This is a genomic window from Moraxella sp. 179-F 1C4 NHS (genome assembly GCF_045370505.1).
In the GTDB taxonomy this organism is placed as follows: domain Bacteria; phylum Pseudomonadota; class Gammaproteobacteria; order Pseudomonadales; family Moraxellaceae; genus Faucicola; species Faucicola tetraodonis.
In genome coordinates this window covers 60,622-86,044 of the sequence record NZ_JBIQEC010000005.1, presented here as the reverse complement: position 1 = coordinate 86,044, position 25,423 = coordinate 60,622, and the positions used below count along the sequence as shown (strand labels likewise).

At 37.1% G+C, this 25,423-nt stretch carries 23 protein-coding genes; 18 read left to right on the top strand and 5 right to left on the bottom strand.

Features of this window, described 5'->3' with window-relative positions:
• The first annotated feature begins 7 nt into the window (after positions 1 to 7).
• The 15 genes from ACH0AB_RS03855 to ACH0AB_RS03785 all read left to right on the top strand — a co-directional run bounded on the left by ACH0AB_RS03855 (position 8) and on the right by ACH0AB_RS03785 (position 15,995).
• A complete protein-coding gene (locus ACH0AB_RS03855; RefSeq protein ID WP_406877249.1) occupies positions 8 to 1,777 on the top strand; it encodes a polysaccharide biosynthesis protein in 1,770 nt (589 codons plus the stop codon).
• Between the two features lie 196 nt (positions 1,778 to 1,973).
• Complete coding sequence (locus tag ACH0AB_RS03850; RefSeq protein ID WP_406877247.1) at positions 1,974 to 3,263, top strand: flippase; 1,290 nt, start codon at positions 1,974 to 1,976, stop codon at positions 3,261 to 3,263.
• 7 nt (positions 3,264 to 3,270) lie between these two features.
• Complete coding sequence (glf, locus tag ACH0AB_RS03845; RefSeq protein ID WP_406877246.1) at positions 3,271 to 4,371, top strand: UDP-galactopyranose mutase; 1,101 nt, start codon at positions 3,271 to 3,273, stop codon at positions 4,369 to 4,371.
• Positions 4,372 to 4,383: 12 nt separating this feature from the next.
• Complete coding sequence (locus tag ACH0AB_RS03840) at positions 4,384 to 5,280, top strand: glycosyltransferase family 2 protein (RefSeq protein ID WP_406877245.1); 897 nt, start codon at positions 4,384 to 4,386, stop codon at positions 5,278 to 5,280.
• A gap of 71 nt (positions 5,281 to 5,351) precedes the next feature.
• Positions 5,352 to 6,305 (top strand): glycosyltransferase family 2 protein, encoded by a 954-nt coding sequence (locus tag ACH0AB_RS03835; RefSeq protein WP_406877244.1) that lies wholly within the window; start codon positions 5,352 to 5,354, stop codon positions 6,303 to 6,305.
• A 4-nt stretch (positions 6,306 to 6,309) separates the two neighbouring features.
• Entirely contained in the window at positions 6,310 to 7,278 is a 969-nt protein-coding gene (locus ACH0AB_RS03830; protein ID WP_406877243.1) for a glycosyltransferase family 2 protein, read from the top strand.
• Positions 7,275 to 8,351 carry a glycosyltransferase family 4 protein gene (locus ACH0AB_RS03825; RefSeq protein ID WP_406877242.1) on the top strand — a complete coding sequence of 359 codons (1,077 nt, stop codon included), beginning with the start codon at positions 7,275 to 7,277 and terminating at the stop codon, positions 8,349 to 8,351. Before ACH0AB_RS03830 ends, ACH0AB_RS03825 begins: the two co-directional genes overlap by 4 nt.
• An 8-nt stretch (positions 8,352 to 8,359) precedes the next feature.
• Complete coding sequence (locus tag ACH0AB_RS03820) at positions 8,360 to 9,448, top strand: glycosyltransferase (RefSeq protein WP_406877241.1); 1,089 nt, start codon at positions 8,360 to 8,362, stop codon at positions 9,446 to 9,448.
• Entirely contained in the window at positions 9,438 to 10,508 is a 1,071-nt protein-coding gene (locus tag ACH0AB_RS03815; RefSeq protein ID WP_406877240.1) for a hypothetical protein, read from the top strand. The genes ACH0AB_RS03820 and ACH0AB_RS03815 overlap by 11 nt, the downstream gene beginning before the upstream one ends.
• A complete protein-coding gene (locus ACH0AB_RS03810) occupies positions 10,505 to 11,635 on the top strand; it encodes a glycosyltransferase family 4 protein (protein WP_406877238.1) in 1,131 nt (376 codons plus the stop codon). Before ACH0AB_RS03815 ends, ACH0AB_RS03810 begins: the two co-directional genes overlap by 4 nt.
• Positions 11,636 to 12,235 (top strand): sugar transferase, encoded by a 600-nt coding sequence (locus tag ACH0AB_RS03805; protein ID WP_406877237.1) that lies wholly within the window; start codon positions 11,636 to 11,638, stop codon positions 12,233 to 12,235.
• Positions 12,225 to 12,563: a hypothetical protein gene (locus ACH0AB_RS03800; protein ID WP_406877236.1), complete on the top strand. Its 339-nt coding sequence runs from the start codon at positions 12,225 to 12,227 to the stop codon at positions 12,561 to 12,563. Before ACH0AB_RS03805 ends, ACH0AB_RS03800 begins: the two co-directional genes overlap by 11 nt.
• Entirely contained in the window at positions 12,560 to 13,312 is a 753-nt protein-coding gene (locus tag ACH0AB_RS03795; RefSeq protein WP_406877234.1) for a formyl transferase, read from the top strand. Before ACH0AB_RS03800 ends, ACH0AB_RS03795 begins: the two co-directional genes overlap by 4 nt.
• A 17-nt stretch (positions 13,313 to 13,329) precedes the next feature.
• Complete coding sequence (locus ACH0AB_RS03790) at positions 13,330 to 14,544, top strand: DegT/DnrJ/EryC1/StrS family aminotransferase (protein WP_406877233.1); 1,215 nt, start codon at positions 13,330 to 13,332, stop codon at positions 14,542 to 14,544.
• A gap of 14 nt (positions 14,545 to 14,558) precedes the next feature.
• Positions 14,559 to 15,995 (top strand): capsule assembly Wzi family protein, encoded by a 1,437-nt coding sequence (locus tag ACH0AB_RS03785; protein ID WP_406877231.1) that lies wholly within the window; start codon positions 14,559 to 14,561, stop codon positions 15,993 to 15,995.
• Positions 15,996 to 16,067: 72 nt separating this feature from the next.
• Here ACH0AB_RS03785 and ACH0AB_RS03780 read toward each other — a convergent pair whose 3' ends face one another.
• On the bottom strand, positions 16,068 to 16,844 hold the full coding sequence (locus ACH0AB_RS03780; protein WP_406877230.1) for a ferredoxin--NADP reductase: 777 nt from the start codon (positions 16,842 to 16,844) through the stop codon (positions 16,068 to 16,070).
• A 176-nt stretch (positions 16,845 to 17,020) separates the two neighbouring features.
• On the opposite strand from ACH0AB_RS03780, the gene tsaA reads away from it, so the two are divergent.
• From tsaA to ACH0AB_RS03765, 3 genes are all read left to right on the top strand, one after another.
• On the top strand, positions 17,021 to 17,752 hold the full coding sequence (gene tsaA / locus ACH0AB_RS03775; RefSeq protein WP_406877229.1) for a tRNA (N6-threonylcarbamoyladenosine(37)-N6)-methyltransferase TrmO: 732 nt from the start codon (positions 17,021 to 17,023) through the stop codon (positions 17,750 to 17,752).
• A 173-nt stretch (positions 17,753 to 17,925) separates the two neighbouring features.
• Complete coding sequence (locus ACH0AB_RS03770) at positions 17,926 to 18,321, top strand: MCR_0457 family protein (protein WP_406877228.1); 396 nt, start codon at positions 17,926 to 17,928, stop codon at positions 18,319 to 18,321.
• A gap of 220 nt (positions 18,322 to 18,541) precedes the next feature.
• Positions 18,542 to 19,681, top strand: coding sequence for a D-alanyl-D-alanine carboxypeptidase family protein (locus ACH0AB_RS03765; protein WP_406877302.1), 1,140 nt, complete (start codon positions 18,542 to 18,544; stop codon positions 19,679 to 19,681).
• A gap of 62 nt (positions 19,682 to 19,743) precedes the next feature.
• Here the strand turns inward: ACH0AB_RS03765 and ACH0AB_RS03760 are convergent, their stop codons facing one another.
• The 4 genes from ACH0AB_RS03760 to ACH0AB_RS03745 all read right to left on the bottom strand — a co-directional run bounded on the left by ACH0AB_RS03760 (position 19,744) and on the right by ACH0AB_RS03745 (position 25,399).
• On the bottom strand, positions 19,744 to 21,594 hold the full coding sequence (locus tag ACH0AB_RS03760) for a sensor histidine kinase (RefSeq protein WP_406877227.1): 1,851 nt from the start codon (positions 21,592 to 21,594) through the stop codon (positions 19,744 to 19,746).
• A 34-nt stretch (positions 21,595 to 21,628) separates the two neighbouring features.
• Positions 21,629 to 23,032 (bottom strand): ribosome biogenesis GTPase Der, encoded by a 1,404-nt coding sequence (gene der, locus ACH0AB_RS03755; protein ID WP_007115378.1) that lies wholly within the window; start codon positions 23,030 to 23,032, stop codon positions 21,629 to 21,631.
• A gap of 201 nt (positions 23,033 to 23,233) precedes the next feature.
• Positions 23,234 to 24,475 (bottom strand): outer membrane protein assembly factor BamB, encoded by a 1,242-nt coding sequence (bamB, locus tag ACH0AB_RS03750; protein WP_406877226.1) that lies wholly within the window; start codon positions 24,473 to 24,475, stop codon positions 23,234 to 23,236.
• Between the two features lie 84 nt (positions 24,476 to 24,559).
• On the bottom strand, positions 24,560 to 25,399 hold the full coding sequence (locus ACH0AB_RS03745) for a YfgM family protein (protein ID WP_406877225.1): 840 nt from the start codon (positions 25,397 to 25,399) through the stop codon (positions 24,560 to 24,562).
• Positions 25,400 to 25,423 lie beyond the last annotated feature (24 nt).

Genomic DNA, 25,423 nt, shown 5'->3' with positions numbered 1-25,423 from the left:
GTTTTATATGAGTAATACAACTAACGCTACTAAAGCGCCTTTAGCTTTTACCGTATTATCCAATGCGATTGAGCAGCCTCGCTGGCTAAAAGTGGTGAGCCTGTTTGTGATAGATTATATTGCATCTATTATTACGTTGATTTTAGCGATTGCTCTAAGGTATGCAAAATTTGATTTTCATACCAATATCTTGTCAATTATACTGCTTGCCGCTTTACCTGTTGTCTTTCTAGCGGCTACTAAGTTTTACTCGCATGTTATCCGAGTTTTTCAAGATGAGCGTATGCGCTGGGCGCTCGTAGTTTTGTTAGGTTATCTATTAATTAGTCAAATACTGATTTTTTTAGGAGTAACCCCTGAGATTCCGAGAGCGGCGACCGCTATCCATGTTTTTTTGCTTTATATATGGATATGGAATAGCCGAATTGTATTGCAATTTATTATTTCAAGAACATTGCATCCTGAATTTTATGCACAAAAAAAAGAAAATGTATTAATTTACGGTGTGGGTCACATCACGAAAGATTTGATGCACGTGCTGCATCAAACTCACCAATTTAAAATAGTTGGGATTATCGATGTCAATGATAATTTCATTGGTGCTAGGGTACTAGGGGTTAAAGTCTATCCAAAAGATAACCTTGAGTCTTTAATAACAGACTTGGAAGTGAATCATGTATTTTTTGTATTACCTAGTCATCAGCGTCATATCCAAGAGCGTATTGTCAAGCAATTAGAAAACGTACCAGTTAAAATTAGTGAAATTCCAAGTTTGGAAGAAATCACCAGTGGTCGAATCAAATTATCAGATATTAAACCGGTTGATGTGCTAGATGTGCTACAACGAAATACGGTTAAACCAGATATATCGCTGCTTGCCAAAAATATTCAGCAGGAAAGACAACTACCAACTGTGACGCCACTTCATGTTCATCTAGGCAGTGTTACCAATCAAAAACTTATTGAACTGTTGTGCAACCAGTACGACGTTCAAACCATCTACCATGCAGCCGCTTATAAACATGTCCCTATCGTTGAAAGTAACGAATACGAGGGTGTAATCAATAATTTTGTTGGCACTTACAATACTTTAAAAGGCGCAGTCAGCGCAGGTGTTGAAACATTTGTTGCGATTTCAACCGACAAAGCCGTTAGACCAACCAATGTTATGGGTGCGACCAAACGCATGGCAGAGTTGGCATGTCAAGCGATGGCTGCAGACCAATCAAAAACCACTATCAGTATGGTCAGATTTGGTAATGTATTAGGGTCATCGGGTTCTGTCGTACCGCTATTTAATAAGCAAATTGCAGCTGGCGGGCCTATCACCCTGACGCATCCGGACGTGACAAGGTATTTCATGACTATTCCTGAGGCTGCCCAGCTCGTTATCCAAGCAGGGGCGATGGCCCATGGCGGCGAGGTATTTGTGCTGGATATGGGTGAGCCAGTCAAGATTATGGACTTGGCCAAACGTATGATTACGTTGAGTGGACTTAAAGTTAAAGACCAACATAACCCCAATGGCGATATTGAAATTGTCATTGCGGGTTTACGCCCTGGTGAAAAACTGTATGAAGAGTTAATCATCGATGGGGATAATATAGAGAAGACACAACATCCTTTAATTATGAAAGCCAAAGAACGTTTTTATGGTGTTGATGAAATAACAAACGTAGTAGATGCAGTTCAAATGCAGAATAATAGTACTAAAGATACGCATTGGCTTAGGGCGCAGTTCTTTAAATATGTAGAAGGGTATGAAAATAAGATATGAATAGCTATATTTTTAATTATAAGACCGCATTTCAATTAATATATTTTAACTAAAGTAATATTTTATAAGGCGAATAATGTAAAATGTCGAAATAACTGTATTTTATTATAATTAATTGTTAAAAAAATTTCTAATAACAATATTGTTATGAAATCATTGAATAAGTTTAAGTTTTAAACTATATATTAGGAAGGCAATGTCAAAAAAAATTTTTAAAAATGCAAGTTATTTGGGCATTGTTCAACTTGTTAATTACGTTTTCCCCTTGATTACTGTGCCTTATGTGTCCAGAATAATAGGACCTGAAGGTTACGGCATTATTAATTATGCCACAACATTCGTTGGATATTTCTCATTACTTATTGCCTATGGGTTTGATTTGACCGGTACTCGAAGGATTGTCAAATACCTAGAACAGCCATCGCAAATCAATCAGATTGTATCTGAAATTTTGACAGCTAGAATATTACTTTTTGTCATCTCAATATTTTTCTTTACATTAGCTTTAATATATTTTAAACCAATTCAAGATGATATTAATGTTACAGTTATACTATTTATTGGATGCATAGCAACTGTGGTATCACCACAATTCATTTTTCAAGGTTTTGAAGAACTGACAATTTTTGCGAAGTTAAATTTTTTCCGTGGCATACTTAATGTCATTTTGGTTTTTTTACTAATTAAGCAAGCTGATGATTATATTATGTTAGCTGTGTTGTCTAGTATATTTTTGATATCTATTAATTGTTTACTGTGTTGGTTGTGTATACGTAAATTTGGTATAAATTATCGTTTAGTAAAATTAAAACAAGCTATAAAACTACTCAATGAAGAAAAAATGGTTTTTTTTTCAACCGTTGTGATTAGTCTATATACAACCACCAATGTTATTATTTTAGGTTGGTTTGCTAGTAAAGCAGAAGTCGGTTACTATACAGTTAGTCAAACTTTGTTAGGCATGGCAGTAAGTGTTATATCTGCCCCAATTTCTTTAGCAATTTATCCACATATTGGTAAGTCTTTTGCTATCTCTCGAGAACACGGGATAGAAACGGTAAAGCAAATATTACCTATCGTTTTTTATATTACATTTGGGGTTTCCTTGGTGTTGTTGCTATTTGCTCCTATAGTAATACACTTATTGTACGGTAAGGCATTTGATAATGCGATTGCTGTGCTGCAAATATTGTCTTTTCAACCTTTGATTATTGGAATGTCTAATGTTTTCGGTATTCAAGTAATGTTAAACATGGGATTAGATAAACTATTCTTTCGTTCTACATTTATCGCTAGCGTTTTAGGGGTGATATTAAGTATTTATATGAGCAAATATTATAGCTATATAGGCACAGCATGGAATAGTGTCATTGTTGAATGTTTTGTCACGTTATTAATGTATACTGTGTTGAAAAGAAATAACATTCACATATTAGAGTTAAAATATTTTAAGCCCAAAGAAATTAAATCTTTTTTTGCTAAGTAGGTTAAGTATGAAAAAATATCTTATTGTTGGTGCAGGGTTTTCGGGTGCAGTCGTAGCCGAACAATTAAGTAAAAATCCAAATAATAAAATTTTAGTTATAGATGAGAGAAGTCATATCGGCGGTAACTGCTATACTGAGAGAGATACAGAAACCAACGTTATGGTTCATAAATACGGACCCCACATTTTTAATACTGATAATGTGGAAGTGTGGAATTATATACAACAGTTTTGCGAGATGAAGCCTTTTATTAATCGTGTAAAGTCGGTTTATAACGATCAAGTTTATTCAATGCCAATCAATTTACATACGATTAATCAATTTTTTGGTAAAACGTTATCACCAAACGAAGCAAAAGATTTTATCAATCAGATAGCGGATACGAGTATCGACACGCCAGCCAATTTTGAAGAGCAGGCGATGAAATTTATTGGTAAAGATTTATATGAAGCATTTTTTTATGGTTATACCAAAAAGCAATGGGGATGTGAACCTACCGAATTACCAGCGAGTATTTTAAAAAGACTACCTGTCCGTTTCAACTATAATGATAATTACTATGCAAATCCTTACCAAGGCATTCCTAAAGATGGTTACACGGCTATCTTTGAGCGGATGTTAGACGCACCGAATATAGAGATTAGATTAGATACCAAGTTCGATAATACTTGGGATTTGTCAGAATATGACCATGTCTTTTATACAGGTCCAATTGATGCTTTTTTTGATTATAAGCATGGCAAATTGTCATATAGAACAGTATATTTTGATAAAGGGGTTACAGATGGCGATTATCAAGGTAATGCTGTGATTAATTATGCTGACCCTGATATCCCATATACTCGTGTTCATGAACATAAACATTTTACGCCTTGGGAGAGTCATGATAAGACGGTGTATTTTAAAGAGTATAGTAAAGAGACAACTGAGAATGATGTACCTTATTATCCTAAGCGATTAGCTAAAGATATGGAGAAGTTAGCTCTGTACGAAGCAGAAGTTAAAAAGTTAGAGAAAATCACTTTTTTAGGTAGATTGGCAACCTATCGTTATATGGATATGCATCATGTGATTGCTGAAGCTTTGGATCTAGCGAAAAATATTTAAGGAAAACTTAATATGGAAAAAATCTGTTGTGTAATAGTGACTTTTAATAGATTATCACTACTTAAAGAATGTATACAAGCTGTGTTAAATCAAACAAGGTCTTTAGATAAAATTATCATAGTGGATAATGGTTCTTCAGATGGTACTAAAGAATACTTATCTAATCTCAAAGGTGAAAATATTCAAATCATATATCAAGAAAATTTAGGTGGAGCAGGAGGTTTCCATACTGGACTCAAAGCAGCTTATGAGCAAGAATATGATTGGATTTGGTTAATGGATGATGATGTTGAGGTTGCATCAGATTGTTTAGAAAATCTTTTAAAATATTCAAATATATCAAAATGTTTACATCCAAACAAATATTATATTGATAATGTTAATTTTAAATGGGAACAGTGGTATGATCCATTTAGAGGAGTTACTTGTTCTTTACATAATACATCATTCAAAAATAATAAAGACATATGTTTTGTAAATGTTGGTTGTTTTGAGGGTATGTTAATCTCTAGAGAAATAGTAAATAAAATTGGATTTCCCAATAAGAATTATTTTATTGTTGGTGACGATTTAGAATATGGTTTTTTAGCAAGTAACTATACTAATGTTTCTTATGTAAAAAATGCCAAAATAATTAGAAAGAAGAAGTCATATGAAGAATTACCTTCTTTAAACGCAATGTATTATTCGATTCGTAATCGACATTTAATGAAAAATATTCCAAATATAGCTAATTTAAACTTTAATACTAACTATGTGTATGAGTTATATACATTTAAAACATATATTGGTTTTATGAGATACATAATTAGGAGTGAGAAAACTATTAGTAATAAGTTTAAAAAATTAAAAATTATTACTAAAGGTTACAAAGATTATTTTTTTAAGAAAGTTGGCAAAATGTCTTAAAAATTCCGAAAATATTTTCGTTGTATTTTTTTTAAAAAACTTTCGAAAAATTTATTTAACAAGAGTTCTTTATGAGATTTAGTATTATTGTACCGGTTTACAATGTTGAAGACTATCTTGATACATGCTTAAAGTCAATTTTAGCACAAAGTTTTACTGACTATGAAGTTATAGTTGTTAATGATGGTTCGACTGACAGTTCAAAAAAAATCTGCGAGTATTATACTCATAAATATTCACACATTAAACTTATTGATAAAATTAATGGTGGATTATCAGATGCAAGAAACTACGGTATTGATAATGCCCAAGGGGAATATCTAATATTTTTAGATAGTGATGATTTCTGGAATTATGATCTTGCTCTAGAAGAAATAAATAAAATTATAAATCAAAATAAAGAATTAGATCTCATAATTTTTGGGCATACTCAATTTAATGATGGAGAAGTTAATATCAAAGAAACAGTTTTTCCAACATTACAAATCAAAGGTGGAGAATTTGAAGCTGATCTTGACTATCTGATTGAAAAGAAAATTTACAAAGCTGCTGCATGGGATAAAGTAGTTAAAAAGTCGATCTTAGTAAACAATCAAATTTATTTTCCTATTAATAAAATACATGAGGATGCAGTGTTCTTATCTTCATTGGTACTTAGATTAGATAACATTTATTTTTCTGATAAAAAAATTTATAACTATAGATATAATATGAATGGCAGCCTCCTTTCAGCTTCTTCGAAGAATGTTCAGAAAAATATTGATAGCTATAAATTTATAATAAATTATTTTTATAATGAAATAAGAAACAATAATTTTTATTCTATACCTTATGTAATTTCATTACAAACTTATTTAGCATACTTAAAAGATAAAAAAGGTATTTTTGCAATGATAAAAGCATATTATGAGTTTTTTGATTATCATAAATATGTGAACAAAAAATTACTGTTAAATAGAGGCAATTTTTTATTTTATAAATTTGGTGTTTTTTTTCTTATTTTTCTAAGTATTTTTAGGAAGTAATTATATGGTTAATTTAAGTTTAATTGTTCCTGTTTATAATGTGGAAAATTATATTATTGAATGCTTAAATTCAATTGTAAAGATTATTCCTAGTGATGGTTCAACTGAGGTAATTATTGTTAATGATGGTAGTCCAGATAATTCTATTAATTTGATAGATAATTATATCTTAAATTTAAATGATAATATAAAAAATAATTTTCATATTTTTAGTCAAGAAAATAGGGGTCTTAGTGGCGCTCGTAATACAGGAATAGACAATGCTAAAGGTCGATATTTAGCGTTTCTTGACTCTGATGATGTACTTCAAGGTGATTTTTTTAATGATATTTTGGCTATAATAAAGAAACATAATCCGGATATTGTTGAGTTTAGAGCTACTCGCTTTGATGATAATGGCAATACATCAAGTTTTTTCCCGAAATTATTTGATGATGGCTTTTATGATTTAGATCAAAAGATATGGAAAAAACTGTGTAATAGATCTGCATGGTTCTCATGCTTAAGAGTTTTTAATAAAAATTTATTTGATGATATCAAATTTCCTGAAGGAAAGAACTATGAAGATGCTTATACTACGCCTTATATTTATTTAAAGGCAAAAAATATTTATTTTTGTAATAATGAATATTTAGGTTATAGAATTAATCCGAATGGAATTACTGCCACTAAATCTATAAAAAATATAAATGATATAGGGGGAGCTGCTGAGAAGCTAATAGGCTTTTTTAACTATAGGCCCGAATTGAGCTCAAGTTTTATATCTTTAGCGCAATACTATATAGCTAATAGCTATGAAACGGAGGGGTTTTTTGTGGCAAATAAGAGATGGAAAGTGTTAAAAAAGCAATTATATACATCATCATTTGATAAAAAATATATAGCAAATCGCGGGAATAAACTTTTTTTTCTATTTGGAATATATTTTATCAGTGCAACTTTTTATTTAAGAAAATTTGGTATTAAAAAATGAAAAAAATTTGTTTTCTTATTGGTAATTTAAATCACTCTGGCGGCACCGAAAGAGTAACGACACTAATTGCCAATGCATTAGCCCAAAAAGACTTTCAAGTATCTATTTTAAGTCTTGCGGATGGAAAGCAGCCTTTTTTTGAGCTAGCGCCGAGTATTAAGACATATTCACTTTATACCAAAAAAATTTCATTCAAAAAAAACTTTTTTGGCGCTATATGGCGTATTCGAAAGTTTGTTACAGAGCATCAGATAGATACTTTGGTAGTTGTGGATAGTCTATCTTGTATTTTTACTGTACCTGCATTATTTGGTTTAAAGGTCAAACATATTTGTTGGGAGCATTTTAATTTTAAGGTTAATCTCGGGGTAAAGTATCGCGATATTGGACGCAGATGGGCAGCTAAATATTGTGATTATGTGGTAACTTTAACCAAAAGAGATAAAGAATTATGGGAGCAGGGTATTAAAAATATTAAAGCGAAGATTATACCCATCGCAAATCCAAGCCCATTTGAGGTACAGGAAAATATGCCATCGTTGGACTACAAAACGATTTTGTGTGTAGGACGCCTAACTCATCAAAAAGGATTTGATCTACTTATTACTGCTTGGACTAAAGTTGCTGAGCAAAGGCCCGATTGGAAAATTATCATTGTGGGTTCAGGTGAAGATGAGCTAATGCTACAGCAAATGGTAAAAGATTTACATGTAGAGGATTCAATTGTATTTGCAGGACAGCAAAAGAACATGGATACATTTTATCGACAGGCTTCATTTTTTTGTTTGAGCTCTCGATTTGAAGGTTTTGGGATGGTTTTATTAGAGGCACAAAGCTATGGATTGCCTATTGTTGCTTTTGATTGTGAAATTGGTCCTGCAGAAATTATTGACCATAACATAAGTGGACTTTTAGTAGAGCCAGAAAATATAAATGGACTGACTAATTCGTTATTAGAGTTAATAAACTTATCTAATATTCAGTATGAAAAAATGTCATCAAATGCTGTTGAAAATAGTGTCAGATATTCTGTCAACCCTATAGTGAAACAATGGTTAAGTATTATTAAATAGAGTAATTTATGAAAATACTATATGTAATTACCGGACTAGGGCAAGGTGGCGCGGAACGTGTAGTTTGTGATTTAGCAGATAAAATGTATGAAAAAGGGAATGATGTTAAAATTGCTTATCTAACTGGAGATATTTTAACAAAGCCTCGTTACCAAGAAATTGAATTAATCAAAATTAATTTAAATAGTTTACAGTTATTTCCTCTTGCCTATATTAAACTTTCTAAAATAATTAAAAATTTTGAACCAGATGTTGTTCATTCGCATATGGTACATGCTAATATCTTTACGCGCCTTGTTCGAATCACTACCTCTATAAAGAAACTTATTTGTACTGCACATAATAGTGATGAAGGTGGGGGATCGAGAATGCTTGCGTACAGATTTACACATAATCTAGCTAATTTAACTACTAATGTTAGTAATGAAGCAGTACAGGCATTTATCGAAAAAAAAGCAGTACCAGACTCAGATATCATCACAACATATAATGGAATAGATCTGAGTAGGTTTTTTTATAACTCAGAAGCCAAAAATAAAATTCTGAATGAACTTAATCTAAATACAAATTCTTATTTGATTCTAGCAGTAGGACGTTTTAGTGACCAGAAGGATTACCCAAACTTATTGCACGCTGTTAAAATTTTAAAAAATAAGAGTATTGGAGATATCAAATTAATTATTGCTGGGGATGGGGAACTACGTTCAGAAATTGAAAAAATTATTGATGAATTGGATTTAAAGCAAGATATTCATTTACTAGGAAGACGCAATGATATCCCAAATTTAATGAGTGCTGCAGATTTATTTGTATTATCATCTAAGTACGAAGGATTTGGCTTAGTTGTTGCTGAGGCGATGGCATGCAAGACTTTAGTCGTTGCTACAGATTGTGGAGGAGTTGCTGAAGTTTTAAATAATGATCAATTCTTAGTGCCTCCATCAAACTCAAATGTATTAGCAGAAAAAATGTATTACGCCTTAAACCTCTCTCAGGAAGAAAAAAATAAAAATATTATAAAAAACTTATGTCATATAGAGAAAAATTTTTCATTAGAAAAAATAATTGAGAAATGGATATATCTATATGATAAATAATATTTTAAAAAGAGTATCAAATAAAGCTTTGTTTTTGTGTGTTATTTACTTGGTTTTTTTAAAGGTTTTTTTTTATTTTTTAATAAAAAATGATTATATCTCTTTAGGTCTAGGTGGCGGTAACGACGCAGATTATTATCATGAATATGCTTTAGGTTATACTGATTTGGCAGTAAATTTTTGGCCTGTCATTCTAAGGTTTTTTAATGATCTTGGTCTCTATTCTCGTGATGGAATTTCCTATTTATTTTTGTTTATAAATTTATTTATAATTCCTTTTTTAGTGGCTAAATTGTCTGGTCTTAATTTCCAAAAAAGTCAAAAATATTATCTTTATAGTGTTCTGCTGTGTTTAATCTATCCTACACTTTTTTTCTATACACTCGATATTTACCGTGATGTATTTATGGTGCTCTCCTTTTTAGTGGGGTGCTTAATTGTGAAAAAATGTTTAAGAAGTTCAAACTTTATTTCCTTTTCATATTTTTATATCCTTGCAGTTTCAATAGGTGTTTTTTTATTGGCTTTGCGTCCTTATCTAGGTTTCGCATTTTTACTGGCTTTAGTTTTATGGAAGATTAAGCTCACAAAAAAACGTATTTTTTTATTTGCTATTTTATACTTTTTTGCATTATTTATAGCTAATTATATTGGTATTTTTGAAAGCTTAACAGAATATCGTTCTGTTTTCGATGAAGATAGCGGTGGCTCTACATTAGGTTTAGACTTCTCTAATCCCGTAATGTTTATCCCTAATTTTATTTTAAGTGCATTAGGACAGCTTTTTGGTTTATATATTACTAACCCCTTGGCTATAGTTTTGCTTTTAGTCGAAACTTTCCCTTTTTTTATTATGCTGAAATATGTAATTAAAAATATTAGAATGGCAGACAGTTTTATACGATTTTTGTTAATATTTTTTGTAATTTATGGCAGCGTGTGGTTAATTGGTAATGACAATTTAGGTACAGCCGTAAGACTACGTATGTATAATTATTTTGCTATTTACATCAGCTTTTTTTATATTTTGAATTTGAAAAGACAACAGGGGATTAAATGAAAATTATTATTATTGGTACTGTTGCCTCTAGTCTTTACACCTTTCGTAAAGATTTAATTTTATCTTTAATTGATAGAGGCTGTAAAGTTTACGCCTTCACTTCAGATAGTGATGAAAAAGAACTTACTAAAATTTCATTATTAGGTGCGATCCCTGTATTTTATAAACTGAGTCGTGGCGGTCTTGACCCTTATGAGGATTTATCTAACACCCTAAGCCTTTATCGAAAAATCAAAAAAATTCAGCCCGATGTCGTCTTTAGCTATTTTATCAAACCTGTCATCTATGGCACACTCGCTGCTAAACTTGCCAAAGTACCTAAAAAAATCGCTATGATAGAAGGCTTGGGTTTTGCCTTTACCGAGCAGCCAGAAGGCTACTCAAAAAAAGCCAAAATCGTGCAACGAGTACAAGTCGCTTTATTTAAACTGGCTTTACCATTCGCCGATAACATTATTTTCCTCAATCCGGATGATGTTAAGGATTTACTATACGCACACAGTATTCCTGTTCAACATTATGAGGTATTGGGTGGAATTGGGCTAAAATTAGCAGACTATCCACATCAGCCTGTTAATCTAAAAAACCACGAAACCAACTTTCTATTTATCGGTCGTCTGCTCAAAGAAAAAGGTATTTTTGACTTTATCGAAGCGGCAAAAATCGTCAAACAACAATATCCAAAAGCCAAATTTACCGTACTTGGTAATATAGATGCCGATAATCCAGGGGCGTTACATTCCGAGCAAGTGCAGGAATTGGTAGCGACTGGAGTGATTGATTATCCAGGGCAAGTGACGAATGTCGTAGATTGGATTGCTGATAGTCATGTATTTGTGTTGCCATCATACCGTGAAGGTGTGCCACGCAGTACCCAAGAGGCGATGGCGGTGGGGCGAGCAGTGATCACCACAGATGTGCCTGGTTGTCGAGAGACAGTGGTTGATGGTGTTAATGGTTTTCTGGTGCCAAAGTGGAATCCGCAGGCCTTAGCCGAGAAAATGATTTATTTCATCGAAAATCCAGAGCAAATTCAAGTAATGGGTGAACTAAGTTATAAAATAGCCCAAGAAAAATTTGATGCTCGAAAAGTCAATGAGCGACTACTAAAAATTTTAGGAGTATAAATGCTAAAACGTGCCTTTGATATCGCTGCTTCTACTTCTGCCCTTGTGGTGCTATCGCCAGTACTCGCTATTACGGCGTATAAAGTCAAAAAGGAACTGGGCTCGCCTGTGCTATTTCGTCAAACTCGTCCAGGCTTGCATGGCAAGCCGTTTGAGATGATTAAATTTCGCACCATGAAAGATGCGACGGATAAAGAAGGTAACGCGCTGCCAGATAGCGAACGCTTGACAGAATTTGGTAAAAAACTGCGTGCCAGTAGCCTTGATGAGTTGCCAGAGCTTTGGAATGTGCTCAAAGGGGATATGAGTTTGGTTGGTCCTAGACCTTTACTCATGGAATATTTACCTTTATATAGCGCTGAACAAGCCAAGCGTCATAACGTGCGTCCAGGGGTGACAGGTTATGCCCAGGTCAATGGTCGCAATAGTTTAAGTTGGGAAGATAAGTTCAAGCTTGACACCTGGTATGTTGAGCATCAATCATTTTGGTTAGATATGAAAATCCTCTTGAAAACTATTGGAAAGGTAGTTAAAGCAGAGGATATTAATGCAGACAATCATGTAACTGTAGAGAATTTTCGAGGTAATAGTGCTACATAATCTAATTAACAATATTCAAAGAGCTGAAGTTGCTTATCAAAAGTACAAAATTTGCCCTAACTATCATCACGCAAAACATATTTATCATGCTAATAAGACTATATATGAAGAGTTAAACAAACTTTTATCTCAGCCTGCGAATTTTAGTTATGACATTAAACAAGTGATAGATTATATATTTCATTTGGAAGATTGGTTTTTACAATTTGAGAAACTTGAAGGTTCAATTGAGGACTTAGAGCAGGAATTTATATTTATGCCTTTTAAAAGTTTTATTTCTTTTCCTCAAAATTTTAAAGAATCTATTGGTGTAGGAGATGAATCGTGAAATATGGATTTGCAGGAGATAGACAAATTTCTGTTAATATCTTGAATTTTCTAATAAGTAAAGGTTATGAGCCGAATTTTTTAATTGTTGCAGAAGGTAAAAATGCTTCACATAGCCAAGAATTAATCAGTATAAGTAAGCTTAATGAGGAACATATTTTTACAAATGAAAGTATCAAAGAACCGAAACGTTTGTCTGAACTAATGAAATTTGACGTTGATTACATATTTGGTATACATTTTCCTTATATTATAAAAAATGAGCTGATAAACTTGCCAAAAGTAGGATTTTTAAATTTGCATCCAGCTTATTTACCATTTAATAAAGGATGGCATACACCTAGTTGGGCTATTTTAGATGAGAGTAAATATGGGGCAACTTTGCATTTTATGAGTGAAGAACTAGATGGGGGAGATATTATTGCACAAGAAGAATTAGAAGTTGCCTCCACAGTTACAGCGAATGAGTTGTATAGACAAGCATTAAAGCTTGAAGAGGAATTATTTTATAAAAATCTTGAAAGTTTATTAACGCTCAATCCAATTAGAAATAAGCAAGTCACTAGTGGAACAAGTCACAATAAGAAGGATTTGCAAAAAATTCAAAACATTAATATATCAGAAAAAACTTATCCTCTTGAGCTGTTAAAAAAACTTCGTGCACTAACGACTAATAACCCTAACGAAGCAGCATATATAATTATAGATGGGAAAAAGATTGGTATTAATGTGAAATTGTTTGAAATGTAATCTATCAGGAATAAATTATGCTAAACACCCAATTTTCCCCTTGGCCTAGCTTTACCCAAGAAGAAGCCGATGCCGTTTCACAAGTCCTACTGTCCAACAAAGTCAACTACTGGACGGGTACAGAATGTCGAGAGTTTGAAAAAGAATTTGCCTCATGGGCAGGGACAGACTATGCAGTGGCACTGGCAAATGGCACATTGGCACTCGATATTGCGTTACAAGCCATGGGTATTGGCGAGGGTGACGAAGTGATTGTTACGCCCCGCAGTTTTATCGCCAGTGTCTCAACGGTTGTCAATACTGGCGCGACGCCGGTATTTGCAGATGTCGAAGCTGATACCGGCAATATCTCAGCGCGTACGATTGCCCCACATATTACCGACAAGACCAAAGCCATCATTTGCGTGCATCTAGCTGGCTGGCCTTGCGATATGGATGCGATTATGGCACTTGCCAAGCAGCATAACCTATGGGTCATCGAAGACTGTGCGCAAGCGCATGGCGCCAAGTACAAAGGTAAACCAGTGGGCAGTATTGGTCACGTTGGTGCTTGGAGTTTTTGTCAAGATAAAATCATGACCACAGGCGGCGAAGGTGGCATGGTCACGACCAATGACAAAGCCTTATGGCAAAAAATGTGGGAGTATAAAGACCACGGTAAAAACTACGATAGTATTTATCATAAACAACATCCACCGGGTTTTCGCTGGTTACATGACAGCTTTGGCACCAATTGGCGCATGATGGAAATGCAAGCGGTGATTGGTCGTATTCAGCTTAAAAAAATGGCCGAGTGGACCAAGATTCGTACACAAAATGCCAAAATTTTGCGTGAAGCTCTAACACAGTTCGCAGGTGAGCAACAATTTTTACGCCTACCAGATATAGAATTTCACCAAGTCATGGGTGGCGATTCTGTCCATGCGTATTATAAATACTATGTGTACGTGAGACCGGAAAACTTGCCAGAGAATATCAATCGAGATAGTATTTTAAATGCGCTTAATGAGAAAAAAATTCCTTGTTTCTCTGGCTCTTGTTCAGAAATTTATTTAGAAAAAGCATTTGACAATCATCCATCACGTCCCAACGCGCGATTGGCAGTTGCTAAAGAATTAGGGGAAACAAGCTTGATGTTTTTAATCCACCCGACATTGACAACAAATGAAATGCAAACGATTGCTAATACCACTGTTGATGTACTAACCACTCTATTTAATGCCAATACATAAACTGCGAGTCTCATATGACAAATAAAACGGTTAAATATCTCTCATTGGGTGTACTACTTGGACTGTCGCAATTAAGTCATGCAGGTCAATTGGTTCAAATTGATAGTGAGCTACGCCAAACACTTGAGATGTTAAAAATCAATGGCGTTGTAAATGTTGATATATCAACCTGGCCGATTAGTTCAGAAGCCATAGAGACCGCCTTAATTCAAGCGCAGCCCAAATCAGACAATGACAAACTGTTAATTAGTCAAGTTAAGCAAAAGCTTGAAGCCAACGATGTATCCAAGCTACAAATAGTGAGCAATGTCAATGGTGACGAGCGCGCTGTGTTTAGCGGATTTAATACAGAAGGCAATACGGTGACGCCTTTGGGTGTTAGTATTTCTCATAGTCATGCAGGTGAGAACATTGATTATAAAATTCAAGGCACCTTAAATGTCGAAGATGATGAACCTAGCAAATTATCTAATCTCGATGGCAGCTATATCGGTACCAAATTAGGCAATCATCGCCTTGCCTTTGGTAGTATTCCGGTATGGTGGGGCAACGGGGTTGATGGCAGTTTAATTCGCAGTGATGCGGCTAGACCTGTCACGGGGTTTTTAATGCAGCGTGCCAATAATAGCCCCATTAATTTTCCTGTATTATCAAAACTGGGTAATTTTAATTACCAAATAACGGCTGGGCAATTACAAGACTATAAAGCAGAGCCTCACACCAAATTGATTGGCATGCGAGCAAGTTTTCAGCCGCATGAAGCGTTTCAAATCGGCGCATCGCGTTCCTTGATGTGGGGTGGCGATAATAAGTCTGAAAGCCTAAAGTCTTTGGGTAAGGCTTTAATCGGTAAATATGATAATGGCGGCGAAGATGAAGATCCTTCAAACCAAATCGCAGGCATTGATGCACAGCTAAATTTAAAACCCTTGGTAAACCTGCCGGTGAGTGTGTATGGCGAATTTATTGGGGAAGATGAAGCAGGTGGTTTGCCCAGTAAACACGCTTATTTGGCGGGGTTAAAAGGTGCGATCCCGCTGTTGCAGCAACCTTGGCTCTGGCATGCAGAATGGGCAAATACTTATGTTGATTTAGACAAAACTAATATTATTTATCGTCACTCAATATATACAGATGGTTATTATCAAAAAGGCTTGCCGCTAGGTCATCCGATTGGTGGGGATGGTGAAATCATTAGTGTGGGGCTATCAGGTAATATTAACGCTAACAACCAGTTCGGGTTAAAATACGCCAACGCCAAAGTGAATCAGTCTAATCAAGTGATTAATTCAGCTTTTCCATCCAAGCAAGATTTGGATATTGTCGAAGCCGATTGGAAACATAAATACAATGACAAAACCTCGGTAAAACTGGGTGTTTGGGGTAAAAAAGATAGCATCAGCGATGATAAAGATGCGGGTGGTAATTTGATGTTAGAGTATAGCTACTAATTTTGAGTTATAAAAAAAGCCCAAGTAGGGCTTTTTTTATGATTTTACGGTTTAACTTTTACTGTTCAACTTTTATTGCTCGACAAAGGCACGTTCAACCACATAATCACCCGTACCACCCATACGAGGTGATGGTTTAAGACCAAATTCATCGAGTAGTGACGCCACGTCTTTATTCATAGATGGGCTACCGCAAATCATCGCGCGGTCATCGCTTGGATTGATGGGTGGTAATCCGATGTCTTGGAACAACTTGCCTGATTTCATTAAATCAGTCATACGCCCTTCATTGCGAAACGGCTCACGCGTGACCGTGGGATAATAGATAAGTTTATCTTTAACGTATTCACCCAGTAGCTCATCTTCAAACAAGTCTTTTTCAAACATCTCACGGTAGCCTAGCTCACTCACATAGCGTACGCCATGCACCACGATAACTTTCTCAAAACGCTCATACACTTCTGGGTCACGGGCAAGTGACAGAAATGGTGCCAAGCCTGTACCCGTTGCTAGCATATACAAATGCTTGCCAGGGTTTAGGTCATCAAGCACCAGGGTGCCGGTCGGTTTTTTACTTACCAATAATTTATCACCCACTTTGATATGCTGTAAAATCGACGTCAAAGGACCATCTTGGACTTTGATAGAATAAAATTCGAGCTCTTCATCATAGTTGGTGCTGGCAATTGAATAGGCACGCATCAAAGGTTTTCCATTGACTTCCAGACCAATCATGGCAAATTCACCATTCCTAAAACGTAAACCTGCATTACGGGTGGTTTTTAGGGTAAATAATGTGTCATTCCAATGATGCACAGAGGTAACGGTTTCTTCATAAAATTTTGACATAGCGCCCAACCTTGTATTGGTCATAAATAAAAATAAAACTGGATAAAGAATAAAAAAGCGGGTTAATATTGACATTCTGGGGCGATATGATAGCAAATTTTTAATGAATTAGTCGAATTTGGGCGTAAAAAAATGGCATAATCATAGTTTAAAATATCATATTTTAACGACCCATTATGTTACCACAACAAATTACCCTGCCGATTATCGGCATTGTGAACTCCCCACTTAAACAAAAGTTTGGCACACCTCGCCAGCCCAATCTTGTGGATATCAACGCTACTATCAGCATGTTGCCGCCCTACAATGTGCTCAGTGCTTTTGAAGGCATTGCCCAATTTAGTCATCTTTGGATTATATGGCAATTTCATCAAAATCGAGTCAATACCAATCAGTCAAATTTTCAGCCAACGGTTCGTCCACCTAGACTTGGCGGCAACCAAAAAATAGGGGTTTTTGCCAGTCGAAGTATGTATCGACCGGCAAATATTGGATTGTCAGTGGTCAAATTTTCGCATATTGAAAACAGTGAGGCGGGCTTGAGGCTGCATATCATCGGCGGTGATATGGTAGATGGCACACCCGTCATTGATATCAAACCGTATTTGCCTTATAGCGATAGTATCGATGATGCGATTGCTGGGTATGCCGCCCAAAAACCCGTCATCAAGTCTGTGCATTGGCATCCAGATTTATTGCACGATTTATCCAATATTGCAATAAAAAGTCAGCTGAATCAAACAGATTGGCAAACCATCGAGCAACTCATTGCCCAAGACCCCAGACCTGCGTATCGACAACAAGCGCTTAATAGCACATTTGTCATGCGTTATCAAAATGTCGATGTTCATTTTAGCCAGATAGCGGATAGTATGTTGCAAATTCAAGCGATTGAGCTATTAAACTAAACCGCGGCATGATGATATGAAAGTTTTTATCTAGCAGTATATTGCTACACTGTTTCAAAAATTTTTACTTGTTCACAAAATACTGACTATATAGGGTGATTATTCGCTATATTTTTTTTGATTATTTAGTATGATATGGGCTGTATTTTACTTAGATAACGTTAGGACACCGTATGATTAAACTGGGCAAAATCAGTCAAGCTATGATAGGCATGCTGTTAATGGGCGTCACCGTGAGTGGTATCGCTGAAGATAAAAATAACGATACTATCGCAATCGATATGTCAGAATTATCGACCACCAAAGAAGAGGTTGCGGTATTACAAGTGTTGTCAGAAATCTGCCCACCCATGCTGAATAAATCGCAACAAACAGCGTTTAACACTGCTTATAATGTCGAGCTAAAAAAATTAATGCCGACCATCAGCGATCCTCGTTTAGCGGTGCAGTACTTATCCTCTCAGCAAGATTACAAGCAAATTTTGAATGAAACCCGCCAATGGACACTCAGTTATCCAAAAGCGGAGAATCTTGAACTATGCAAAGACCTTGCCAACAGTAAATACTAGTTTAACTCAAGCCGTGCTATCAACCCCCTAACTGATTTAGGGGGTTTTATTTATGATTAATCGTTGATTTTTAGACCGAATACAGTGTTGAATTACGATTTTTTTTGCTAATATAGGCAATTTGTTTTACCAAGCGGCCAACCCAACAGGCCGCATTTGATTTGAGCCAAGAGTGAGTGAGATGAAAGCAATCGTAATACCGCAATACACCCAACGTCTGATGGTCGGCACTTTTGTCGCCGCCAGTTTTTTTGCCACAACTGTACAGGCAAATGCCGCCATACAACAGCCTGAACTAGACAATTCTGCTTTTATCTTAATTGACTATGATACAGGCACGGTATTGGCTCAAAAAAATGCCGCGCAGCCATTCCCACCCGCATCATTGACCAAGATGATGACCAGTTACATCATTGAGCAGCGGCTGCTATCAGGGGCATTAAAAGAAAACGAACCCATCCTCATGACCCCAGAAGCTTGGTGTAAAGGCTCAAGTGAAGAGTCTTGTATGTATGTCCCTGTCAACACAACCGCCCCTGTGATTGATATGTTAAAAGGTATTATTATCCAATCGGGTAATGATGCGTCAAAAGCGATGGCACAGCACATTGGCGGTAGCGAAACCACGTTTGCAGATTTGATGAATGAAGAAGCCAAAAAAATTGGCATGACCCATACCCATTTTATGAATGCGACCGGTATGCCACAAGAAGGCCATCAAGCATCTGCCGAAGATTTGGCGAAACTTGCCCAAGCGATTATCAAGAACAGTAAAAAATATTATCCCATCTATAGCCAAAAACAATTTACTTATAATGGCATCACCCAAGGTAACCGCAACGCGCTGTTGTTCACCGATCCAACGGTAGACGGTCTAAAAACAGGGCATACCGACGAAGCAGGTTACTGCCTAGTAGCATCGAGTAAACGCGGTGATATGCGTCTGATTTCAGTGATTATGGGTACTAAAAGCGCTCAAGAGCGCGCAGACCAATCGCGCAACTTACTCAACTGGGGATTTAGTAACTTTGCTACTAAAATTGCCGCCCCTGCCCAAAAAAGCTACGGCAGCGTGCCAGTCAACTTCGGTGCTGTCGATAAAGTCAACGTCATCACTAAAGGCAATTTACAAGTACTAGTGCCAAAACTGGATCAAGAAAAAATCAGCACCGTGGTCAATTTGCCAGCCGATGTCAAAGCGCCGTTAGCGCAAGGTCAAGAAGTGGGTAAGCTGGTGGCTATGCTTAATGGTAAACCTGTGGCGTCTGTCCCATTGGTCGCTGAAACCCAAGTTCAAGAAGCAGGAATTTTTAAACGTATGTGGCAACACATCGTTGTGTTCTTTAAAGGTTTATTCTAAATTACAAAGAAAAATCACAAAAAACCCTTCACATGAAACGAAGGGTTTTTTTAACTCAAATTTTAACTCAAAATATGGGACAGCTCTTTAATATATTGATCAAGTGTATCGTCTATTACTTCTTTTTTCACAAAATAATCCACCCCAGCTATTTTTAGTAATTCAATGGTATGCGGATTTAACGCTTTGGTGTCATAAACGCAGATAATGGTGACCCTGGCTTTATTTTCACGCTCACGAAATTTGCTGACGAAGTCTAACATCGCTTGATAATCGATATTTCGCGAGATAAATAACGCATCCACCGTATGAAATAACAAATAATCTTCAAGAAGTTCGCTACTGGTAAACGTCTCAACTTTAGCACCCGCATTTTCCATGCGTTTGGCCGTTTCGAATAAATCCTCATAGTGATACCAAGCGACAATATGTTTATTTAGCAATAAATTGCGTTCATAGTTGTGTTTCCAATCTTTTAGCAATAACGATACCTGAAAATTGCTACCCACATCAGGTTCGCTAGTAACTGTGATGCTGCCTTTCATCAGTGCTAACAGTTTTTTCACCAAAAATAATCCTGCAGAATTAGTTGATGAGGAATGTTTTACTTCAGGATTAATTTGGAAAAAAGGTTCAAAAATTAGCTCTAAATATTCCTTTGCAATGCCTATGCCAGTGTCTTCAATCTGCAGCGTCCATCGTACTTGCGTTTGTAAATGTTGCAACTGCGAGGTGATTGTTATGCTGCCTTTATCGGTAAATTTAATCGCGTTTTCTAGCAATGAATTAATAATTAGGGTGATTTTTTGAACATCGCCTTCTAGGACATAGTCGGCATGATAGGGCTTTGCTGTCAAGGTAATATTTTTCTCGGCAGCCAGAGGCTGATAATCATTGACAATTTGGGTGATTAACCCCGTTGGACTAAATTGGTAGGCGCTGACCCCTGTTTGACCTTTATCGATACGGTTAATTTGGATGATTTGATCCAGCTTAGCATTTAAATCATCTTTACCCAAAGTAATAATTTCAACGGCATCTTTTTGCTCAGCGCTGATATATTGATTGTGTAATAGCTGTAGACCCGATTCGATACGACTTACAGAGGATTTGAACTCATGAATCAAAATATTTTCAAATTTTGAATTGTGCTCAAGCTGCTTAATTTGGGTTTCTTCAAGGTCATTTTTTTCTTGGCGCAGGGTGTTGATTTGGGCAATTTGCGCCTTGTGCTTGTTGAGCAAATACACCAAGGCTTTTTCAAATACCCAAGCCTCATTACTTTTTGGCAGCTTATACGCCTCTGCCGCTAAAAATTCATCTTGCAAAATGTGATGGCTTAAATTTTCAAGTTTTGGTAAGCGATGGGTTAAATTTTGCACCTTTTGCAACACAAACCACAAATTGAACAGCGCAATAAATGATAACACCAGTACTAACGGCAAATGTTGCCAAAACCATTGCTGGCGAATGGTTTGTAGGTCAAGGGTGATATTGCTATAACCAATCAGCTGCTCTACTTTAGTGTTGTCTTGATGGGGCTTGAATGTCAATAAATTAATTTTAACAGGTTCACTCAATCCGTAATAGCGCTCAAAAAAAACCTCTGTTACTTTAATCGGATGGGTGGTCGGATGCTGCTGCTGGTCAAATGGAAAAAAAACAATGCTTTCGTACTGCGGCATCTCGCTTAATAGTGTGTCAATGCTAGCGGTTGTCACACTGTTAGGATTACTTGCAGTAGACTGGGCAAGTAGATAATTAATCTTACTGGCCTGTTGGATTTCATATTGCACCGTTTGGGTCAAGTCGACTAAGGTATAAATCGCAAGGCAAATAAATAAAACCAATAAAAAAGGTATTGCAACGATACGCTTTACCCCAATTTGATAACCTAAAGTCTTCTGTACCATTCACTCATCCCTTAAAACGCCAATTAACATCACCTTAACGTTTTTTGCCGCGTTTTTTGAATTTTTGCACCTCTCGACGTTTACGTTCTTTTTGCGCATCCGTCATGGTATTGGTGCGACCTGCATAAGGATTGGCGTTTTGTTTAAATTCAACCCGAATCGGGGTGCCTTCAAGCTTAAATACCTTGCGAAATTCGTTTTCTAGGTAGCGACGATAACTGTTTGGCACTTGGCTGGTCTGATTGCCATGAATCACAATAATCGGTGGATTATGACCGCCCAAATGCGCAAATCGAAGTTTAATCCGTCGCCCGCCTACCATAGGGGGCTGATGTGCAGTGACCGCATCTTGCAGAATTTGGGTCAAGCGACTGGTAGAAATATCAAACATTGCCGCATCATAGGCACGGTGAATCGATGGGTAAAGATTGCCAACACCCGTTCCGTGAAGTGCAGAGATTAAATGCACTTTTACATAAGGGATAAAGTTAAAACGTCGATCCATTTCAATTTTGACAAAATTCTTTTGGTCTTGGTCAAGCCCGTCCCATTTATTGATGGCAAGCACCATCGCGCGACCTGCTTCTAAGGCGTAGCCTAATAAGTTCAAATCCTGATCGGTAATGCCTTCTTGCGCATCAATGACCACGATGACTACGTGGGCATCTTTGATGGCTTGCAAGGTTTTTACCACAGAAAATTTTTCAACTTTTTCGTCAATACGTCCACGGCGACGCACACCCGCAGTATCAATCAACACATAATGTCTATTGTCACGCTCATAAGGGATATAGATACTATCGCGCGTGGTACCTGGCATATCAAAAACCACCACGCGTTCTTCACCAAGCAAGCGATTGACAAGCGTCGATTTGCCCACGTTGGGTCTGCCAATGATGGCGATACGTAAGCCATCAGGTGCTTGTTCTTCTTGGTCATCGGTGGGCATATTGGCAGTGACGGCTTCTAATAAATTGCCGACCCCACGTCCGTGACTGGCTGCCATGGGAAATGGCTCGCCAAAACCTAACGCATAAAATTCATGAATCGCCGCTTCATGGACGCCATCCATTTTATTGGCGGCTAAAAACACCGGCTTGCCTAAGGTGTGAAGTTGTTTGGCAATGACTTCATCGGCGCCCGTGATACCTGCGCGGCTATCAACCACAAATACAATGATATCGGCTTCATGGATAGCGGTATGCGATTGGTGCGACATATAGTCATCAATGGTGCCGTCACCTTCATCCACTTCGCCAATACCACCGGTATCGATGACGATAAAGGATTTTTCTTCAAAGGTTGCATCGCCATATTGACGGTCGCGGGTAAGACCTGCCAAATCAGCAACCAAGGCTTGACGACTGCGGGTCAACTGATTAAATAGGGTGGACTTGCCAACGTTCGGACGGCCAATCAAGGCAACAACTGGTTTCATAAATTTAATTTCCAAAATTTTCAAAAAGCAAGATTTTCAACAAGCAAGATTTTAAACAAGCTTGAAAAATTCATTATTTCTATAACTTAACAAACCCAACATCGCGCTGCAATGCTGGGTTGTCATTTAAACTCACACTTTTATCAGTCTGGGCTGCTAACCCAATCACCAAAACTGCTAAATGCCTGAACAGTTTAACAATTAACGATTTACTTGCCAAACACTAAATGCGCCATTTGCGCTTTGGGCAATCAAACGGTTATTGATAAACTGTAATACTGCCACGTCGGATTTGGCTTGTTTTCTGTCAACCAGTGCCCCTGAAGTGCGGTCATATACATGCAAATAACCCATGGCATCACCAACCACCACATAGTTACCGATACTCACCGCGTTACTCAAACCACGATAAGACAAATTATCGGTTTGCCAATTAACCGTGCCTGTCATTTTATCCATCGCTACCAATTCGCCATCAAGCGAAGTGGCGTAAACTTGGCTAGCATCTGTGCCGACTGATTTTAGGCTCGCCAACTCTTTGACAAAACTAAGCTGCTGGGAAGCCATATCCGCAGCGACTAACTGACCGCTATAAGACACTACATACAACATATTGCCATCTAGTACGGGAGTGGCGTCCACATCAGAAATTTTTTCCATATCACTACTGCCTTTGCTAATACCAAAACGTTTTGACCAAATGGGTACGCCATTATCGATGTTTAAAGCATGGATACGACCATCGGCTGTCGACACCAGCACTGTATTGCGATTGAATAAAATCGGCGTGGCACTACCGCGAACGCTTAAATTTGGATTTTGGGTATTAAAAGTCCAAATAGGCGCGCCAGACTCTAGCGACAGTGCACTAATTTTACCATCATTGCCAAGGGTGATGACACGGTTTTGGCTGATTAGCGCAGGGGATAGGGTTGCGGTGTCCAACGGCGTTTTCCAAATAACTTTGCCAGTCATTCTGTCTAACGCAATGATGACCCCTTTGCTGTCACTAACCACGGCTACGCGAGATTGTTCATCTAGCGCTACCCCTGACATTAGGCCTTGTTTGAGCTTGATGCTCCAAAGCGCTTTACCTTGCCCATCAAACGCTTGCACGCTACCGTCTGCTAACGCATTGACATAGCCATTGTTGTCATATGCCACGCGAAACGCGGTAGGTTGCTGGCTGATGGTAGTTTTGTTGCGCAAATTGCCAAAGCGTTGGCTAATTTTTGCATTGCTGCCTTGACTAAATAGCGGGGAAATCACATTTTGACTGCTAGCGAGTTTCACAAGTGCGGCAGGTTTATGGACATTGTCAGATTTTTTAAATTTATCACAACCTGTCAAGGTCATCGCTACCACCAAGGCGGTTGCAAATACGGCAGGTTTCATTAAGTTTGTCGATAAAGGCGTCGATTTTGTTGTTGTTATGGTAGTCATTGTTTATCTCGTAACGTATGGTGAAGTTTAAAATGTTGTCAGTTAAAAGTTTTGTCAGGTTAAGATTTTTTACCTAATTTGCACCTATTTTATGCTTGAGGCAACAGCAGGCGCAGATGCGGTTGCTGCAGCAGGGGCAGTATTTTCAGCTTGGGTAGGTGCTTGCGTAGGTTTAGCGAGTACGCCGCCTGTTAAATCAGGTTGTTTGACGCTTAGGCCTAGGCTTTCCATTTTGATACGCAGCAATGCACGGTCTTGTGGGTTTGGGTTGTTTTGATTACGTTGCTCAATCAATTGCCAAGCCTTTTGGTAATGAGTAGCAGCCGCTTTTTTATCGCCTTGTTGGTTGGCAATGTCCCCCAAAATCTCAAGTTTACTGGCTTCAAAGGCAGCGGGTAAGGGGCTTTGCAAGCGTTTTTGTGCCGCATCCGCTTGATTGTCTGACAATAGCACCTGTGCTTGGCGCAAAATGGCAATGGCTTTTAACCCATCATCCTTAAGCGTTAACTGAGATGCTTTTTGTAGCGTTGCCGCCGCCGCTTTTAAATCATTTTTATCGGTTTGTTGTTTGGCTTGCAGCATCAAGGCTTGCCATGTATAAACCGAATTATCATGGTTAGCCACAAATTCGCCCAAGTCTTTGTCCAAATTGGTTTGCGCCGTAGTCAGTTGCGCTTGTGCTTTGGTATCGCTGGCAGCTTGGGTGGTTAGGGTCTCAATGTTGTTTTGGTCGCTTTGAATTTTGGCAAAATCGTTCGCCGCTGCGGTATCTATATTGCCGCCATGCTTTTGCCAGTAAGTCCAGCCAAAATAACCCGCTAATACCAATATAATAGCGGATAAAATATAGCCACCATATTGTTTAAGCGCGCCTAAGGATTGCTGTTCATCATTTACTAGCTTAGGTTGTACGTCTTTAACCATTACATAAAGCCTTTCAAAAAATTA

What these genes read in the sequence shown, in the direction of transcription:
- ACH0AB_RS03855 (WP_406877249.1), top strand. Translation starts at nt 8, where the DNA reads ATGAGTAATACAACTAACGCTACTAAAGCGCCTTTAGCTTTTACCGTA.
- ACH0AB_RS03850 (WP_406877247.1), top strand. Translation starts at nt 1,974, where the DNA reads ATGTCAAAAAAAATTTTTAAAAATGCAAGTTATTTGGGCATTGTTCAA.
- glf (WP_406877246.1), top strand. Translation starts at nt 3,271, where the DNA reads ATGAAAAAATATCTTATTGTTGGTGCAGGGTTTTCGGGTGCAGTCGTA.
- ACH0AB_RS03840 (WP_406877245.1), top strand. Translation starts at nt 4,384, where the DNA reads ATGGAAAAAATCTGTTGTGTAATAGTGACTTTTAATAGATTATCACTA.
- ACH0AB_RS03835 (WP_406877244.1), top strand. Translation starts at nt 5,352, where the DNA reads ATGAGATTTAGTATTATTGTACCGGTTTACAATGTTGAAGACTATCTT.
- ACH0AB_RS03830 (WP_406877243.1), top strand. Translation starts at nt 6,310, where the DNA reads ATGGTTAATTTAAGTTTAATTGTTCCTGTTTATAATGTGGAAAATTAT.
- ACH0AB_RS03825 (WP_406877242.1), top strand. Translation starts at nt 7,275, where the DNA reads ATGAAAAAAATTTGTTTTCTTATTGGTAATTTAAATCACTCTGGCGGC.
- ACH0AB_RS03820 (WP_406877241.1), top strand. Translation starts at nt 8,360, where the DNA reads ATGAAAATACTATATGTAATTACCGGACTAGGGCAAGGTGGCGCGGAA.
- ACH0AB_RS03815 (WP_406877240.1), top strand. Translation starts at nt 9,438, where the DNA reads ATGATAAATAATATTTTAAAAAGAGTATCAAATAAAGCTTTGTTTTTG.
- ACH0AB_RS03810 (WP_406877238.1), top strand. Translation starts at nt 10,505, where the DNA reads ATGAAAATTATTATTATTGGTACTGTTGCCTCTAGTCTTTACACCTTT.
- ACH0AB_RS03805 (WP_406877237.1), top strand. Translation starts at nt 11,636, where the DNA reads ATGCTAAAACGTGCCTTTGATATCGCTGCTTCTACTTCTGCCCTTGTG.
- ACH0AB_RS03790 (WP_406877233.1), top strand. Translation starts at nt 13,330, where the DNA reads ATGCTAAACACCCAATTTTCCCCTTGGCCTAGCTTTACCCAAGAAGAA.
- ACH0AB_RS03785 (WP_406877231.1), top strand. Translation starts at nt 14,559, where the DNA reads ATGACAAATAAAACGGTTAAATATCTCTCATTGGGTGTACTACTTGGA.
- ACH0AB_RS03780 (WP_406877230.1), bottom strand. Translation starts at nt 16,844, where the DNA reads ATGTCAAAATTTTATGAAGAAACCGTTACCTCTGTGCATCATTGGAAT.
- tsaA (WP_406877229.1), top strand. Translation starts at nt 17,021, where the DNA reads ATGTTACCACAACAAATTACCCTGCCGATTATCGGCATTGTGAACTCC.
- ACH0AB_RS03770 (WP_406877228.1), top strand. Translation starts at nt 17,926, where the DNA reads ATGATTAAACTGGGCAAAATCAGTCAAGCTATGATAGGCATGCTGTTA.
- ACH0AB_RS03765 (WP_406877302.1), top strand. Translation starts at nt 18,542, where the DNA reads ATGGTCGGCACTTTTGTCGCCGCCAGTTTTTTTGCCACAACTGTACAG.
- ACH0AB_RS03760 (WP_406877227.1), bottom strand. Translation starts at nt 21,594, where the DNA reads ATGGTACAGAAGACTTTAGGTTATCAAATTGGGGTAAAGCGTATCGTT.
- der (WP_007115378.1), bottom strand. Translation starts at nt 23,032, where the DNA reads ATGAAACCAGTTGTTGCCTTGATTGGCCGTCCGAACGTTGGCAAGTCC.
- bamB (WP_406877226.1), bottom strand. Translation starts at nt 24,475, where the DNA reads ATGACTACCATAACAACAACAAAATCGACGCCTTTATCGACAAACTTA.
- ACH0AB_RS03745 (WP_406877225.1), bottom strand. Translation starts at nt 25,399, where the DNA reads ATGGTTAAAGACGTACAACCTAAGCTAGTAAATGATGAACAGCAATCC.